The following is a 17,144-nucleotide window of genomic DNA, read 5'->3' on the forward strand; positions in this document are numbered from 1 at the left end:
AGTTGTATTCATTCATACTACAACTGGTTTTCAAAATTATTTATTGGGTTTTACTTGGAACTTTTCTTTCGATGTTTTACGTTGTCTACTCAGTTCTTCTTTAATATACGATATAAACTCAGTAGCCTTCTGTTCTGGAGCTTTTGTAGCATAGCTAACTAAGATAAATAAAAGAACTGATACGAGTAGCCCCCAAACACCAGATCCATACCCAAATGGTTTAAATTTAGCCAGTTCCAATAACACAACAAGTATACCACCTACTGTAACGCTTGTTATAACTCCAGCTGCCGTACCTCTTTTCCAGAAAAAGGCACCAATAATTGCTGGCACAACAACTATAAGTCCGGCAGACGAAGCAACAGATAATACTGCAATTAAATCAAGCTGTAACTGAGCAAACCCATAGGCTAATAATGCGATTACTGGTATTACAAACTTACCAATTTTTAATTGCTGCTGTTCATCCTTGCCTTTTTTGGTAACAGAATAAACATCCCTTGCAAATAAAGAAGATAGTGTTAATAGGATAGAGTCTATAGTAGAAATAGCTGCTGCCATAATTGATACCATAACAATTACTCCTAGAACAGGAGGTACAAGATGAGATGACAGAAGTCTTGGTGTAGCAATGTCCGGATTTTCTAGCCCAGGAAAGAGTAAAATTGCTGAGTAACCCCACATTACCGATACAAGTGTATAAATAAATCCGAATATAAGAAATCCTAAAAGCATTTTTCGTAAACTTCCTAAAGATTTAGGCATATATAGACGCTGACTCACCTGTGGATTTGATAAGCTAAAAAAGATCCAAGGGATGGTAAGAGATAAAAAGGTAGCAAAACTAAAATAACCGTTACCAGGTACAGTTAGTGAATCTGGATAAGTAGTCTGTAGAGCTCCAAAAAATTCATTAAAGCCCCCTAAGCCGTTTACAAGAAGAATTACCACTAAAGTAGACGACAATATCATTACCAAAGCTTGTAAAGAATCTGTCCACATTACAGACCGGATACCTGCTATATATGTATAAACAATTGCCAACACGGTTGCAATAATTGCACCTGTAGTAAATGAAACCGCACCATTTGTTATCCCCTCTAACAAATAGCCCACCCCAGCTAGCTGAACAGCACTATATGGGATAAGAAATATACAACTCGAAATGGATATGATGGCTGCAACTTTTTTATCTTGATACCGATCTCCTAACATCTCAGATGGAGTGACATATCCATACTTTTTTCCAACTACCCAAAAACGAGGCCCAAAAAATGCAACTAGAGAAACCCCCATAAAATAAATGATTTCAAAGCCTAGCGCGCCAACTCCACCTCTATAGGTAAGACCTGCTAACCCAACCATCATAAAAGCGCTATATGTAGTGGCACTATAGCTTAGAGCAGACACAAATCCGTTCATTTTTCTACTTCCTAAAAAATACCCCTCCATATTGACTTGTTTCTCGCTCTTGGATAAATATGCTATATATATCGATATTACTATATATATTCCAATCCCCCACCATACATAAGATGTATTCATCGTTCAATCACTTCCAGTCCTTAGTTAGTATGTAATTTAAAATAATAATGAGTAATGCTGATACAGTCCAAAAAAGAAAACTTCCATACCAAGCTGATATTTCAGTTAGGAATACGAAGGGAATGATATATGCAAGTAGCACTAACAGAAGTATAAGGCTTCCACATATAATCTCTTTTCTTGTCATTTCAAGTCCTCCAATATAATTAAATAAGTGCATTGATAATTATACTATGTGAAACTAGTAACAGAAATATTTTTATTTTACTATTTGCAATAAATAAATAATGAACAAAAGTGAAAAACACATAAAAAGGAATGACATTATTGTCATTCCTTTTCGAGTATACATATTATTTTTCCTATCTCTTTCCTGAGTCGAACGGTTCACCCGCTGCTTTTGGAGCCTGTGATGACTTAGAAAACAGAACTAATGCAATAAGTGTTACTACATAAGGGAAAATCTTTAGGATAATTGGTGGTATTGCCGCAAGCTCAGGTATAACTTGAGAAACGTTAGCTACTGTAGTTGCAAAACCAAAGAATAAAGTAGCACCTAGAATTCCAAGAGGCTTCCATTGTCCAAAAATTAAGGAAGCAAGAGCTAAGAACCCTAACCCTGAAACTGTTCCTTTAAATTCACCTGCATATGTCACGATTATAAGAGCTCCACCAATTCCAGAAAATGCACCTGAAAGCATTACACCTAGATAGCGGATTCTTCTTACATTTACACCAGCTGCTTCAGCTGCCTGTGGATATTCACCACAAGAACGTAATCGAAGTCCAACTTTTGTTTTATATAGAACAAATGCACTAACCAACAAAATTAGCAAAATAAACCATGTTGTTGGATAAGTCTTTGTAAAAAACAAGTCTCCTATAATAGGAATTGATGACAATACTGGAATATCCGAAGGAGCAAACCCATTTGTGATACGGATATTACCACTACCAGTGATATTTCTAGCTAAGAATACAGTTAACGCACCAGCAATCATATTGATCGCAGTACCACTAATAATTTGATTTGCACTTAAATTAATACTTGCAAAAGCATGTAGTAAAGAAAACAATATTCCTACTAATGCTGCTACTAAGATACCAATCCATAGTACTAAAGTGTGATTCATAGTTCCCTGTAGATAATAAATAGTTAATGAACCCGAGAAGGCGCCAAAAATCATTAATCCATCTAAACCAATGTTTACGACACCACTTCGTTCACTAAATAAACCACCAAGTGCTGTGATAAGGAGAGGGATTGTAAACACAATTGCATATGGGAAGATTTGTTCAATAATTGACCACATCTTATACTTCCTCCTTTTTCACAACAGCTTTTCCAGTTTCATTTGAATTTGAACGTCGTTTTCTGAATTTGTTTAACATGCGTTCGATTAAAATACTTGTAGCTGCAAAATAAATAATAATTGCAATGATAGTATTTGCGATCTCAGGCGGGATTTCCGTCATGGCATTCATAAATCCTGTACCTGAATATAAGATTCCGAAGAATACCGCTGCAAAGAATACACCAATTGGATTATTAGCACCTAATAGCGCTACCGCGATACCATCAAAACCTTGGGCAGGTAATATACCTATTTGCATACTTGAAGCGTTCCCAGTATACATAGCTACTCCTGCAAGACCAGCTAATCCACCAGAAATTAACATTGATAGAATAATATTTCGGTTAACCTGCATACCAGCATATTCAGCTGCATGACGATTAAACCCAACAGCCTTTAATTCAAAGCCAAGAGTAGTTTTATTGATAATAAATCCTACTATAATTACTGCAATTACAGCTAAAAATAATCCTAAGTTAATATAAGAGCCTTGAAACATATCTGTTAAAAATGATGTTCTAAGAGTTGCTGACTCCGGTAACTTCGCTGATTCAGTTTCAAGAAACTCCCCTTTGAAATAACCTGGGACTACATAATATACAGTCCAATAGGCAACCCAGTTCATCATTATTGTAGATACAACCTCATGTACATTAAAACGTGCTTTAAGAAGACCTGGTAAAAATGCCCATAAAGCACCACCGATAAATCCTACTATAATCATAACTAGAAGTAAAAGAGGTCTAGAGATATCAAAAGTCAATCCAACAGCAGTTGCTAATAAACCACCAATTAACATTTGTCCAGATGCACCAATATTAAATAGACCAGTTCTAAACGCAAATGCTACCGAGAGTCCAGTAAACACTAACGGTGTAGCAGTTGCTAATGTATCACCGATTCTTGAAATATTTTTTAATGCCCCTTGAAACAGAAACGAATATCCCTCAAGAGGATTACTACCAATAAAGAGCATTAAAATACCACCAGCTATAAGTCCCAATAATACTGCAATTAAAGATATTATAGTATTTCTCATATACTTCTCTCCTTACCTACACCAGCCATCATTAATCCTACCTCATTTTCATTCGTTTCAGAGGCATTAACAACGCCAACTAACTCACCGTTGTTAACGATAGCAATGCGATCAGAAAGCTGCAATACTTCATCTAGTTCTAGAGAAATAAGGAGTACTGCTTTTCCTTTATCACGGTGTTCTATTAACCGTTTGTGAATATATTCGATTGAACCTACATCCAGTCCACGGGTTGGTTGAACAGCAACTAACAAATCAGGATCAAGTTCTAGCTCTCTACCGATAATTGCTTTTTGCTGATTACCACCTGATAAAGTTCTAGCAATAGAAATTTCACCTTCACCGGAACGGACATCAAAGTTTTCTAATATTCTCTTTGCATATTCTTTCATAGCAGATACATTTAAAAGACCATTTTTGGCAAAAGGAGGCTTATTGTAAACCTCTAATACCATATTGGATTGTAAGGTATAATCAAGAACCAATCCGCGTTTTTGTCTATCTTCAGGAATATGAGCTATCCCTTTTTCAATTCTTTGACGTATAGGAAGACTAGTTATGTCTTCTCCATTTAACAAGATTTTTCCTGATTCTGCTTTACGTAGGCCAGTGATCGCTTCAACTAACTCAGATTGTCCGTTTCCGTCTACACCTGCAATACCTACAATCTCACCTTTTTTAACCGTTAATGCGAAATTTTTAAGGCCCAGGACTTTTCTGTTATTTTTTACAGATAAAGAATCTATTTCAAGTACAACATCACCTGCTGTGCGTTCTTTCTTATCCACTTTGAATGATATGTGTCTACCCACCATCATTTCAGCTAGGCTAGCTTCACTAGCTTCCGCAACATTGACTGTTCCGATTGACTTACCACGTCGTATTACTGTACAACGGTCTGCAACAGCCTTAATCTCTTTTAACTTATGAGTAATAATAATAATTGATTTTCCTTCTTTAATTAGATTACGCATAATCTTCATTAATTCTTCAATTTCATTAGGAGTTAAAACAGCTGTAGGCTCATCAAAGATAAGCACATCTGCTTCACGATAAAGCATTTTCATTATTTCTACTCTTTGTTGCATACCTACTGATATATCTTCAATCTTTGCATGTGGGTCAACATTCAATCCATAATACTTTGATAACTCTTCTATTCTTTTAGCAGCACTGTTTGTATCAAGCACAACACCTTTAACAGGCTCACTACCTAAAATAATATTTTCAGTAACCGTAAAATTATCAACTAATTTAAAGTGCTGGTGCACCATCCCAATTCCTAAACGATTAGCTACATTAGGATTTGTAATACGTACTTCTTCACCGTTAACTTTAATGGTTCCTCTCTCTGGCTGGTACATTCCAAAAAGCACACCCATTAATGTTGATTTCCCGGCTCCATTTTCACCTAGTAATGCGTGTATTTCACCCTTTTTTAAAGTAAGGGTAATATTATCGTTTGCAACAATACCAGGAAATTCTTTTCTGATATCTAGCATTTCTACAACATATTCCATAGTAGCACTCACCTTTTTAATAGACTCGTTTCCATTTTAATAGGAGTCCCCTATAATCACATAAAGACATAGGATTTTGTGTTACCTAATTATCTGTTCTTTTCTAGAGATTCTTACAAAAATACAAATGTCTTGTTCATAAAAAAAGCATTACTTTTTTAACGACAACTTTTTAGTTCCTAATACTTTGTTGTTAACAAAAGAGACGGAAGAAACCGTCTCTTTTGTATCCAAATTACTTAATTAAGCTACCTTGTTCAGAGGATACTTTGATGTCACCAGATTTAATTTTTTCATAGATATCCTTAACTTGCTTAACAGTATCTTCACTTAAGTTAGGGTTTTCATCCGGAATACCAACACCATCATTTGTAGTATCAAATGTTAACGTTTCTCCACCAGGGAACTCACCATTTAATTCTTGTTCAATAATTGTTTGTGTAACGTGAGCTAACTTCTTCATAGCAGAAGTTAAGATAATTGATTTGTTATTTGCTTCGTCATAAATTCCATCTGCATATTGGTCAACGTCTACACCAACGATCCAAACTTCATCTCCAGCGCCTGCACGTGTCTTAGCTTCGTTAATTGCACCTACACCTACACCACCAGCAGCAGTAAAGATTACATTAACTCCACGGTCATACATTTGTGCTGCAATTTGCTGACCAGCAGCTGAGTCATCAAAAGAACCTTGATATAATACGTTATCAGCCTTAATGCTCATGTTAGTTCCAAGATTTTCGTTAGCATATGCTAGACCTTGTTGGAAGCCCCAGTTAAATTTTTGTACTGCTGGAATTTCCATACCACCGATGAATCCTGCTTCGCCTTCTTTTAATTCAAGAGCAGCAGCAACACCAGCTAAGAAACCTGATTCATGCTCTGCGAAGAAAACAGCAACTGTGTTATCTTCTACAACAGGGTTGAAGTCACCACTATGTGGATTACCATCTAGAATTACAAATTTAGCATCTTTATATTTAGTTTGAGCTTGGAATACTGCAGTTTCAAATTTAAATCCAGGAGTTACAATAAACTTGTAACCTGCATCGTATAAGTTACCCATTTCTTTAAGGTATTCTGCTTCAGTTGTACCAGCTGGCTTTAAGTATTTTTCTTGAATCCCTAGTTCTTCTTTAGCAGCTAGAATCCCTTCCCAAGTACCTTGGTTGAATGATTTATCATCGATTGTACCTGCGTCAGTTACCATACCTACTTTTAAATCTGATTTTGGAGCGTCAGCGCCGCCACCATTTCCTTCTTCATCAGCACCACCACATGCGCCCAGTAATGTACCAGCAGCAAGTAGAAATGCTAGACCGAAACTAAATTTCTTTTTTAACATTGGTTTATACCCCCTACATATTTTTTAATATTTCTAAATGAAAAAAACTTTAGTATTTGACCCCTTACTCACCTCCTTAAAATGTGCAACTTGCACGAAAAATATTATAAACGCTTTCTTACCACATGGAATGAAAACGTATCTGCCTTAAAATAATTTAATGAAAAGAGAACTGGCTCATCATTATCATCATAATGCATTTGTTTTAACAATAATAGTGAGGTTTCAGGATCACAATTTAAAATTTGTGATATTTTCTCATGGTAACCTAGAGGTTCAATATGAGTCACTGCATAAGAAATTCTTCTACCAGCTTTCATCTCAAGCAAATCAAATAAAGATTCCTCATGTGAATAAGTAGAAGGTAAGTGTTTTGTTTGAATTTTGTCAATACAATAAATGACTGGTTCTCCATTAGCAGTACGAACTCTATCAATCACTGTAATTTCTTCTTCCTCTGAACAGTTAAAGCCTCTAATATCATTATCAGTTGGAGCTTTTACTGAGTTAGAAAGAAAGATTGTTCCAGGTTTCATGCCTGCTTGAAGTATCATGTCTGTTATACTAGTAAGCTGTTCTATCCCCGAATTAAACAACGGCTTTGCATTAATAAATGTACCTACCCCGTGTCTTCTAATGATGACATTTTCTTCTTCAAGAATTCTTAGTGCTTCTCGAAGAGTGGCTCTGCTAACTCCTAAATGCTTCGCTAGGAGGAATTCTGATGGAAGTTTTTCCTTCTCTTTATAGATACCGTTTTCAATATCAAGCCTAAGTTGATCAATCACTTGTAGATATAAAGGTCGATTGTCCAACTTGATAGTCATGTATTTTTCCTCCGTTTTGCTATATAGTCATCAGACCTCTGATGTTAGACAATAAACTAATTCGAAATAAATATATCATTTTTCAATTGAGAAATAAACAACAATCACAAATTTTGTCGAAAAAAAGAAGAGCACTATGCTCTTCTTGACATAAAATGTTAACTTCCTACGTCCTCATTCTTTGCAGAAAGTAAGACTGTTCGGGGTTTACTACCTTCATATTGACCTACAACACCTCTTGCTTCCATCTCATCAATCAGTCTAGCAGCTCTCGTATATCCAATTCGAAACCTTCTCTGAAGCATGGAAACTGATGCAGTTTGCATTTCAATCACTAGCTGAACCGCATCATCATACAAATCGTCCTCTACCTTTTCGTTTGTTTCTACAGTTTCAGTCGGTATCATTTCTTCCTGATACTGAGCCTTTTGTTGAGAAATAACAAAATCAACAACCTCTTCAACTTCTTCGTCAGATAAAAATGCCCCCTGAACACGAACTGGTTTTGAAGCGCCAACTGGTAAAAAGAGCATATCGCCACGGCCTAGTAACTTTTCGGCCCCACCCATGTCCAGAATTGTACGTGAATCAGTTTGCGAAGAAACACTAAATGCAATTCGTGAAGGAATATTAGCCTTTATAACGCCCGTTATTACATCAACGGAAGGTCTTTGAGTGGCAATAATTAGATGTATTCCTGCAGCACGTGCCATTTGTGCTAACCTTGTAATCGAATCCTCAACATCTGAGGATGCTACCATCATTAAATCTGCAAGCTCGTCCACAATAACAATTATATAAGGAAGGGGTGGTTGTTTACCTTCTTCTTCATTGTTGTGACGACGAATGTATTCATTGTATCCTTCAATATTTCTTGTACCAGTATGTGAAAAGAGTTCGTATCTTCTCTCCATTTCATTTACAACTTTTTTAAGGGCCTGTGATGCTTTCTTCGGCTCTGTTACTACAGGAGCTAATAAATGTGGAATACCATTATACACATTTAATTCAACCATCTTAGGATCTATCATCATCATCTTAACTTCATGAGGCTTTGCTCTCATTAAGACGCTTGTAATAATTCCATTAATACACACACTTTTGCCACTTCCAGTTGCTCCGGCAACTAATAAATGCGGCATTTTATTTAGTTGAGCAAGTACTGCGTCTCCTGAAATATCCCTGCCTAGACCAATCAATAATTTTGAATCGGAGCTATTATTTTCTGTTGATTCTAACACTTCTCTTAATGAAACAACTGCTATTTCAGAGTTAGGAACTTCTATTCCAATTGCAGATTTACCTGGAATAGGAGCTTCAATGCGTATATCTTTAGCAGCAAGAGCTAGTGCTAAATCATCACTTAAATTAACAATCTTACTTACCTTGACCCCAACATCAGGATAAACCTCATATTTTGTCACTGCGGGACCTAAGTGTACTTTTGTGACCTTCGCTTTAACTCCAAAACTATGAAAGGTCTTTTCTAACTTTCTAGCATTTTCATAAATATTTTCATGCTCAGCACTCTGATTCGTTTGCTTTGGTGGATGTAATAGATGTATAGGTGGCAACTCGTAATCTACATTTTCAGGCTCTACTTCTGTAAACGTGATTGGAGTCTTATCCTCAACTTCATCGTCTATTGCTTTAGTTGGTTTAGAGACTTGTTTTGGAACTTCTGGACCTTGGGTATATGCTCTATCTGCAAAGTTCGAGATAATTGGTTCCATAGGTTCCTCAACCGTATCCTCTATTTCGTTTTGGTCTACCTCGACATCCGAACGAGTTTTTTCACTTTTGGTTTTTACCCTCGTTTTCTTTTTTGGACGCGTTTTAAGGTTACTAACCCACTCATTGATATCCTCTAAGAATGCCACCCATTGCTTTTGCATAAAACGCACAACCGGCCCAAATACCTTTAATAGAGAATCATGTAGTGATTTTCCTGTTACTAAAACTCCGCCGATTATAATTAAAAATATCGAAATGATTTTTGAACCTACTTCATCAAATAAAAAATAGGACGCAGCGAAAAGAATTGCGCCGAGCATTCCGCCACCCATATCAGTAGTGCTAGTGTTTCCTTGTACTACAGACCAATATAAATTCCAGGTATTTTTAATAACACTTGGTTCAGCAAATTTTCCTCCATTTGTCTGTAAATTAAACAAAGGTATGTGACTCAGTAAGAGTATAGCAGCGATAATAAGATATACCCCGATCAATTGTCTTGTTATGACTGTTGGCCACTCACGTCTCCATATTATGTAGATTGAAATTACTAATAAACCCAATAGGCCAATTATGTCCCAATTCCCTAAAAAAAATCGAAACACGAGTACTAATCCAGTACCTACTATACCTAATCTAGCTAATCCAATACATGATAATGCTAGAAGTAATAAACCTAGCAGTTCAAATTTAATTGTTTTCTTCCATTCCTCTTTTTTCTTTGTATGCCTACGCTTTCTCTTTGCCATAATACACCTACCCATTTTACATAACGAGAAAGCAGCCACAATATGGCTGCCCTTCTATATAAATCCTATTAAATTATAGCATTAATAGAAGAAACCTACAATTAGGGGAAGTTTCTTCTGCTCTTAAAATAAACGATCATTACAACTGTATTCTACTTCCAGGAGCATACTTATCATTTAAAAAATGTTGTGGGTCAGTACTCATCACTCTTTCTATTTTATACTCACCAACAGAATCTTTGCTCACACATAACGAAACACCATTTTGCTTAATATACTCGAGGCCACTATCTTCATAATCATTTTGCGGATAAACAAGTTCCTGAGGCATCATTGTATATAAAATCATTGGATCATCTGCTCACTTTCAATAGAATGTTGTCTCTCCTCAATGAGTTCATTAAGCTTTTTAATAGCTTGGCCTACTCCTCCAACCTCATCAATCAATCCATACTCTACTGCATCTGAACCAACTACATTAGTACCGATATCACGCGTTAAATTTCCTTTCGAAAACATTAGTTCCTTAAACTTTTCTTCCGTAATATTTGAATGTCCGGTAACAAAGTTCACAACTCTTTCTTGCATTTTATCTAAATATTCGAAAGTTTGAGGTACTCCAATTACTAATCCAGTTAATCTAACAGGATGAATAGTCATGGTTGCGGACTCGGCTACAAAAGAATAATCGCAGGACACCGCAATTGGTACTCCAATTGAATGACCACCGCCTAATACAATCGAAACAGTTGGTTTTGAAAGTGAGGCAAGCATTTCAGCAATTGCAAGTCCTGCTTCTACATCACCGCCAACTGTATTTAAGATAACAAGTAATCCTTCAATTTTAGGATTTTGTTCAATTGCAACAATTTGTGGGATAACATGTTCATATTTAGTCGTTTTATTTTGAGGTGGCAGTTGAATATGGCCCTCCACCTGTCCTACTATTGTTAAGCAATGTATCTTACTATCAGTTGACATCTGCGGCACATTTGTTTGTCCTAGTTGTTGTATTTTTTCAACTAAAGTAGATCCCTTTGCTCCATCATTCTTATCTTGGTCCCCCTCGGGTTGCCCAGCATTTATGTATTGTTCGTTATCCATTGTAATCTCCTTTCAAGCCATTTACCACTTAGTATAAACACAAGATTTCTTTTCATTCTCCTCTCAGGGAAAGTGTCCATTTATACTGTGCAAGGAGTAAAAAATGATGAATTTATAACGTTGGAATGTTTTGAGGTAACATTCTCTTTGTAAATGAGACAAAAGAAAAAAGCCAATCAGTGGATTGACTTTTTTCATAATCTATTAGTTTAAAAAGATATTTGAAAGATCTTTTCTTTCTTGTTCAGTTAGTGGTACAAGTGGTAAACGGACTGATCCAACATCGAGTCCATTAAGCTGAAGAGCCGTTTTTACTGGAACTGGACTTGGAGCTGTGAATAATGCCTTCATTTTTGGTAATAGTTGTTGATGAAGTTGTGCAGCTTCTTGTACAGTCCCCGATACAAAAGCATTAATCATGTGTTGCATTTCGTTACCAATAACATGTGACGCTACTGATACTACGCCCTTAGCACCTATTGCAAGCGCTGGAAGCGTTAATCCATCATCACCGCTATACAATACAAAGTCTTGATCAGTGTTTGAAATTATTTCTGTCATTGCATCTAGATTGCCACTTGCATCTTTTACAGCCACTACATTTGAAAGCTTAGACAGCTTAACAATGGTTTCAACAGACATATTTATAACAGATCTACCAGGTATATTGTATAGCATTACAGGTAGATTTGTACTTTCGGCAATGGCTTTGAAATGTTGATATAAGCCTTCTTGGTTTGGTTTATTATAGTATGGTGCTACTAGCATGATAGCATCCACACCAGCATCTTGAGCTTTTTTTGTTAGCTCAATTGATGCATACGTATTATTGCTTCCTGTTCCTGCAATCACTGGTACTCTCCCATCAACAACACGAACTACATGACGGAACAGTGCTACTTTTTCTTCTGACGACAATGTCGGAGATTCACCAGTAGTACCCGCAACAACTAATGAATCGGTACCGTTATTTAATAAATAATTAATTAACTGTGTTGTTTTTGTAAAGTCAATATTTCCTTTATTATCAAAAGGAGTTACCATTGCTGTTGAAACTTTACCAAAATCGATCATGATTTCACTCCTACTCTCTTATAAATCGGCTACTTCTGTTCCTACAGGACCATCTGATAAATGAAATGCCCTGTGTAGTGCATTTATTGCTTCATTCATGTCAGACTCCTTCACAAGTACCCAAATGGTTGAAAGACTATCTGCTGATTGTAAGATTTGAATTCCTTTTTCCGAAAGTGCAGTAACAATCCGTGCTGTAACTCCCGGCACACCGTTCATACCTGCACCTACAGTAGCAACCTTTGCACATTTCTCGGTAACTTGAGGGTCATACCCCAGTTCTTTTAATTTAGTAACTGCTTTCTCAGTCATGTCACCAGATACTGTATATACAACGCCATTTGGAGTTATATTAAAAAAGTCTACACTTATTTGTTCATTTGCCATCGCTTTAAAAACTTCTGTTTGAAGATTATATTGCCCTTTTTTGGCCTGAACCTTTAATTGAGTGACATTCGTTACATGAGCAATCCCTGTAATAACTCTTTCTCTTACTTCAATTCCTTCTCTACGTTTATCTAAAGTTGTTACAAGGGTTCCTGGTGCATCAGAGTAAGTAGAACGCACTCTAATAGGCACCTTCGCTTCCATTGCAATCTCCACAGCGCGAGGATGGATGACCTTTGCACCTTGGTATGCCATATTACAAATCTCATTATATGTTACAACAGATAGTGGTCTCGCGTCATCAACAATTCTCGGATCAGCTGTCATTACACCCTCGACATCTGTAAAGATATCTATCCATTCAGCTTGTATTGCAACACCCAGAGCTGCTGCTGATGTATCGCTACCACCTCTGCCTAAGGTTGTAACATCTCCAATTTTAGAGATTCCTTGGAAACCTGTAACTACTACTACATCATAATCTTCGAGTGTTTGTAACAACCTGTCACATTTCATTTCAGATATTCTAGCATTAGTGTGATCATTGTTCGTTCGAAATCCAGCTTGACCTCCATTTAAGGCTGTAGCTGTTAGGCCATGTCTATTTAGCATATTTGTAAAGACAACACTAGAAATAACTTCTCCACAAGAAATTAGCATATCTATTTCCCGCTTACTTATCCTTGTCTTGGATCCTCCAGCTAATTCTAATAGTGTGTCGGTCGCATAAGGATCTCCCATCCGTCCCATTGCAGAAACGACAACAACTACCTTATAGCCATCTGAGACTGCACTTTCTATGTGCTTTCTTGCTCTATTTCTTGACTCTTCATTTCTTACTGAAGTACCACCAAACTTTTGAACAACAATATTCAATGAAACCACCCCATGTTAAATTAGAAAAGCGAAAGCGTTTTTGGAAAGGTACATCGACTAAAGGCCGCCACGTCCTGTGGCGAACGTCGATGTCAACACTTCCTGTGCAAGTCCGCCAAGCGCTGGAACCCTGACGAGGAGGCCATGCCTCCGCAGGAGGGGTGAAGCGACCTCGAGGGGCTAGGCGCTGGAGCTGAACATAAAAGGCTTAGTTCAGAACATGACAGACTAATTATGCTAGAATATGTGACTCAGTAAGGTATATCCTTTATTTTGAGACTAATCCCAATTTTAATAGACTACCAGCGATTTGAACTGAATTCCATGCAGCACCTTTTAATAAATTGTCTGAAACTACCCACATATGGAAGCCATTATCTTTATCAAGATCTTTACGAATTCTTCCAACAAATACATCATTTTTACCTACTGCATGAATTGGCATTGGATAGATTTGTTCAGCAGGATTATCTTCTAATACGACTCCTTGTGCAGAAGCTAGTAAATCCTTTAATTCTTGAGCTGATACTCCATTTTGTTTTGTCTCAAAATATACAGACTCAGAGTGGCCAGTTTCAACCGGTAATCGAACGCAAGTAGCAGCTACATGAAGGTCAGGAATATGCATAATTTTTTTCGTTTCGTTTATCATTTTCATTTCTTCAAAAGTGAAACCATTTTCTTCAAACTTATCAATTTGTGGAATTGCATTAAAGGCAATTTGATAATGTTTTTTATCACCTTTTACCGGCAGTACTTCTGGTGCAATTTCATTACCTTCAATAAGATCCTTAGTTTGTTGCTTTAATTCAGAAATTGCAGCTACTCCTGATCCAGAAACAGCTTGGTATGTTGAAACAATAACCTTAGATAAACCATATGCTTGTCGAACAGGCTCCAAAGCAACTACCATTTGTATTGTAGAGCAGTTAGGATTTGCAATTATACCATTATGAGTTAATAAATCACTTTCATTAACTTCAGGTACAACAAGTGGAACATTTTCATCCATTCGGAATGCACTCGTGTTATCTACAACAATAGCTCCGCGTTTAACGGCTTCTGGAGCTAATTCTTTAGAAACACTTCCACCTGCACTAAATAAAGCTATATCAACACCTTCAAACTTATCAGGGGTTGCAACCTCAACTATTAATTCTTGACCCTTATAGATAATCTTTTTACCTGCAGATCTCTCTGAAGATAATAAGGTTAATTTTGTCAAAGGAAAATCAGTAGCCTCGAGTGTTTGAATCATCTGCATGCCAACAGCACCTGTTGCCCCAACAACCGCTACGTGTAAGTCATTATTTTTTGTCATATTTGAATACCCCTTCCCAAAAACTACAACAATTAGTGTACGTTTAATGATTTATATTTTATCATATTCACGCATTAAAGAAGAGAAGAAATTATATTCTTTCTCTTCTTTATCATATATTTTTTATTACTTTTCGTCATCACGAAACTTTTCAACAATAACAGGCTGAAATTGTTTACCATCAATAGCTGAAATAACCGTGTCTCGTAACATTTCCATTCTAGCAACCATTGAATTTGGTTTACTTGTTGGGGCATCTTGACCAAATGGAATAAAATATATATTTTTAGTTGCCATTAATCGCATTAAATTCACACCATTTAAACCTAATGCATCGTTAGTAGAAATTCCTAACACGACTGGTTTTTGATTTCGTAATGTGGCTTTTGCTGCCATTAAAACCGGTGAATCAGTTAATGCATTTGCAAACTTACTCATTGAGTTACCCGTTAAAGGTGCAATAACCATGCAATCTAATGGAATTCTTGGCCCTAACGGTTCTGCCTTAACGATTGAATCTATTACTTTATTCCCCGTTACACTCTCAATTTTTTCGATCCATTCCGCACCTTCACCAAATCTTGTATTAGTTGATTGGACTGTATAGGAAACAACTGGAACTACATCTGCCCCTTCATCAACTAATTTAATTATTTCTGGTAAAACTGCATCATACGTACAATGAGATCCTGTTACACCAAATCCGATTCTCTTCCCTTTTAAAGATGTCACTTAAACATTCTCCTCTCTTTGTTGTAATAACTCTAGAAGTAACTGTGACAATACATTGGCAACAATCTGCCCAGCTGTTTTTGGGGCAACAATTCCTGGTAACCCCGGTGCTAGTAACGCCTTTATACCTCTTTTCTCTGCATATCTAAAATCTGTTCCACCTGGCTTTGAAGCTAAATCAACAACTAAGGTGTGAACCGGCATCTTTGATATAACACTGGCTGTTACAACTAAGTGCGGGATTGTATTAATACAAACATCAATATCTTTCACTTCTTTTTCTAAATCGTTAAGGTGAAAAGGAGTTAAACCCATTTCAGTTATTCGTGCTATATGCTCTGTTTTTCTTGCCCCAACTTTTACATTCGCTCCTAGCGCAGCAAAGCTTCTTGCCACACTCATACCAACTCTACCAAGTCCAAGCACAATTACATTTGAATTGTGAATGGTAATATCAGTGTGCTGGATTACCATCATAATTGTACCTTCCACGGTAGGTATTGAGTTATAAATTGCGACATCATCGCGTTCAAAAAGCTGAACCAGCTTTCGATTGCTTTTGTCGACAATAGCTGTTAAAAAGGAATTGCTAATTCCTGAATAAACCACACAATGTTCAGGTGTTTTTGATAAGATTTCTTCGCTCAACACGACAGTTTCATTTGAAAAAATCGTCTCCACTTCACCCTCTCCATTCGTTCCGGAGACTGGTAAGATAATTGCATCTATGTCTGAAAAGTCGATTTCATCTATCCGTTCCTTTGATGCCCCAGTAAAGCCATGATCTAACTGATCAAATCCAATTAATGAAAGTCTTGCATCAAGTTCAATGAGTTTTCTAATGACTTCTAACTGTCTTGCATCTCCACCAATGATTGCGATATGCATATTAGTTAACATAAGATTTATCACCTTCTTTTATCTAAGAATACTGTATCAAATGCACCTTGGCGTATTTGCGCCCGATTTTATCGAGCTTGCTCGATAAAGTGAAACTTCAATCAATTGAGTTATACGTTACCACTGATTGTTAGTTGCGTCCGACAGGAAGTGGTTCACAGAGACATTGCCACATGACCTGGCGCTGTTAGTCTGTGTTCACTTTCAGACTTTTACTGGCAATTCGCCAAGGGGTTCAATGCCAGTTAATGCCGGAAAAATTTCCTTTTAATAATCGAAGCATCCGCCGGAGGCTTTAACTTTTTGCATTCATCCTCCACTTGTAGAAGTAGGGGACTTCTGCTGAAGTTAAAGGTATCGTTCTATTTCAATAAAATCATTCAATTTTATTTACTTCACCATACTATGAGGTATAGCTTGAATAGGTGAATAAACTAGGTTATTTTCTTGGGCTCTTTTCTAATATGATTATAACTATCCACGTTTTGCCAACAATAATTACGGAATTAAATATGTCCCCTTATACCCTACTCCCTAAAGTTAAAGTAAAAAAAATGGTTCAACGTCAAATGTTGGGGTGAAGTGAATTTCGCTTCACCCTTTATCCAATATGCGTACCTAATCTTTTAAACT

Annotated in this window: 15 protein-coding genes; all 15 read right to left on the minus strand. The window is 36.7% G+C overall.

Translation table 11 applies throughout. The annotated features are described in order from the left end of the window. Positions 1-36: 36 nt before the first annotated feature. The 15 genes from AB3M96_RS14410 to dpaA all read right to left on the minus strand — a co-directional run bounded on the left by AB3M96_RS14410 (position 37) and on the right by dpaA (position 16,511). Positions 37-1,545: a sodium:solute symporter family protein gene (locus AB3M96_RS14410; protein WP_412968324.1), complete on the minus strand. Its 1,509-nt coding sequence runs from the start codon at positions 1,543-1,545 to the stop codon at positions 37-39. Positions 1,546-1,552: 7 nt separating this feature from the next. Next, positions 1,553-1,732, minus strand: a complete 180-nt coding sequence (locus tag AB3M96_RS14415; RefSeq protein ID WP_412968325.1) for a hypothetical protein — start codon at positions 1,730-1,732, stop codon at positions 1,553-1,555. Positions 1,733-1,907: 175 nt separating this feature from the next. Further along, positions 1,908-2,858, minus strand: coding sequence for an ABC transporter permease (locus AB3M96_RS14420; protein ID WP_412968326.1), 951 nt, complete (start codon positions 2,856-2,858; stop codon positions 1,908-1,910). A gap of 1 nt (position 2,859) precedes the next feature. Further along, the gene (locus AB3M96_RS14425) at positions 2,860-3,939 is read right to left on the minus strand and encodes an ABC transporter permease (RefSeq protein WP_412968327.1); all 1,080 of its coding nucleotides are present in this window, start codon (positions 3,937-3,939) and stop codon (positions 2,860-2,862) included. Continuing rightward, on the minus strand, positions 3,936-5,459 hold the full coding sequence (locus tag AB3M96_RS14430) for an ABC transporter ATP-binding protein (protein ID WP_412968328.1): 1,524 nt from the start codon (positions 5,457-5,459) through the stop codon (positions 3,936-3,938). Before AB3M96_RS14430 ends, AB3M96_RS14425 begins: the two co-directional genes overlap by 4 nt. A 235-nt stretch (positions 5,460-5,694) precedes the next feature. Beyond that, entirely contained in the window at positions 5,695-6,807 is a 1,113-nt protein-coding gene (locus tag AB3M96_RS14435; RefSeq protein WP_412968329.1) for a BMP family lipoprotein, read from the minus strand. A gap of 104 nt (positions 6,808-6,911) precedes the next feature. After that, positions 6,912-7,634: a GntR family transcriptional regulator gene (locus AB3M96_RS14440; protein ID WP_412968330.1), complete on the minus strand. Its 723-nt coding sequence runs from the start codon at positions 7,632-7,634 to the stop codon at positions 6,912-6,914. Between the two features lie 158 nt (positions 7,635-7,792). Next, positions 7,793-10,117 carry a DNA translocase FtsK gene (locus AB3M96_RS14445; RefSeq protein WP_412968331.1) on the minus strand — a complete coding sequence of 775 codons (2,325 nt, stop codon included), beginning with the start codon at positions 10,115-10,117 and terminating at the stop codon, positions 7,793-7,795. Positions 10,118-10,256: 139 nt separating this feature from the next. Further along, entirely contained in the window at positions 10,257-10,448 is a 192-nt protein-coding gene (locus AB3M96_RS14450) for a YlzJ-like family protein (protein WP_412968332.1), read from the minus strand. 14 nt (positions 10,449-10,462) lie between these two features. Next, positions 10,463-11,221, minus strand: coding sequence for a ClpP family protease (locus tag AB3M96_RS14455; RefSeq protein WP_412968333.1), 759 nt, complete (start codon positions 11,219-11,221; stop codon positions 10,463-10,465). Between the two features lie 204 nt (positions 11,222-11,425). After that, positions 11,426-12,295: a 4-hydroxy-tetrahydrodipicolinate synthase gene (gene dapA, locus AB3M96_RS14460; RefSeq protein WP_412968334.1), complete on the minus strand. Its 870-nt coding sequence runs from the start codon at positions 12,293-12,295 to the stop codon at positions 11,426-11,428. 18 nt (positions 12,296-12,313) lie between these two features. Next, positions 12,314-13,558, minus strand: coding sequence for an aspartate kinase (dapG, locus tag AB3M96_RS14465; protein ID WP_412968335.1), 1,245 nt, complete (start codon positions 13,556-13,558; stop codon positions 12,314-12,316). Between the two features lie 268 nt (positions 13,559-13,826). After that, entirely contained in the window at positions 13,827-14,879 is a 1,053-nt protein-coding gene (gene asd, locus AB3M96_RS14470) for an aspartate-semialdehyde dehydrogenase (RefSeq protein ID WP_412968336.1), read from the minus strand. Positions 14,880-15,005: 126 nt separating this feature from the next. Beyond that, positions 15,006-15,611 carry a dipicolinate synthase subunit B gene (locus AB3M96_RS14475; RefSeq protein ID WP_412968337.1) on the minus strand — a complete coding sequence of 202 codons (606 nt, stop codon included), beginning with the start codon at positions 15,609-15,611 and terminating at the stop codon, positions 15,006-15,008. Further along, on the minus strand, positions 15,612-16,511 hold the full coding sequence (gene dpaA, locus AB3M96_RS14480; RefSeq protein WP_412968338.1) for a dipicolinic acid synthetase subunit A: 900 nt from the start codon (positions 16,509-16,511) through the stop codon (positions 15,612-15,614). Positions 16,512-17,144: the final 633 nt, after the last annotated feature.

Source organism: Ferdinandcohnia jepli (assembly GCF_047246645.1).
Classification (GTDB): Bacteria; Bacillota; Bacilli; order Bacillales; family Bacillaceae_L; genus Ferdinandcohnia.

Excerpts from the sequence above, each read along its gene's own strand:
- AB3M96_RS14410 (WP_412968324.1), bottom strand. The coding sequence starts at position 1,545 with ATGAATACATCTTATGTATGGTGGGGGATTGGAATATATATAGTAATA.
- AB3M96_RS14415 (WP_412968325.1), bottom strand. The coding sequence starts at position 1,732 with ATGACAAGAAAAGAGATTATATGTGGAAGCCTTATACTTCTGTTAGTG.
- AB3M96_RS14420 (WP_412968326.1), bottom strand. The coding sequence starts at position 2,858 with ATGTGGTCAATTATTGAACAAATCTTCCCATATGCAATTGTGTTTACA.
- AB3M96_RS14425 (WP_412968327.1), bottom strand. The coding sequence starts at position 3,939 with ATGAGAAATACTATAATATCTTTAATTGCAGTATTATTGGGACTTATA.
- AB3M96_RS14430 (WP_412968328.1), bottom strand. The coding sequence starts at position 5,459 with ATGGAATATGTTGTAGAAATGCTAGATATCAGAAAAGAATTTCCTGGT.
- AB3M96_RS14435 (WP_412968329.1), bottom strand. The coding sequence starts at position 6,807 with ATGTTAAAAAAGAAATTTAGTTTCGGTCTAGCATTTCTACTTGCTGCT.
- AB3M96_RS14440 (WP_412968330.1), bottom strand. The coding sequence starts at position 7,634 with ATGACTATCAAGTTGGACAATCGACCTTTATATCTACAAGTGATTGAT.
- AB3M96_RS14445 (WP_412968331.1), bottom strand. The coding sequence starts at position 10,117 with ATGGCAAAGAGAAAGCGTAGGCATACAAAGAAAAAAGAGGAATGGAAG.
- AB3M96_RS14450 (WP_412968332.1), bottom strand. The coding sequence starts at position 10,448 with ATGCCTCAGGAACTTGTTTATCCGCAAAATGATTATGAAGATAGTGGC.
- AB3M96_RS14455 (WP_412968333.1), bottom strand. The coding sequence starts at position 11,221 with ATGGATAACGAACAATACATAAATGCTGGGCAACCCGAGGGGGACCAA.
- dapA (WP_412968334.1), bottom strand. The coding sequence starts at position 12,295 with ATGATCGATTTTGGTAAAGTTTCAACAGCAATGGTAACTCCTTTTGAT.
- asd (WP_412968336.1), bottom strand. The coding sequence starts at position 14,879 with ATGACAAAAAATAATGACTTACACGTAGCGGTTGTTGGGGCAACAGGT.
- dpaA (WP_412968338.1), bottom strand. The coding sequence starts at position 16,511 with ATGTTAACTAATATGCATATCGCAATCATTGGTGGAGATGCAAGACAG.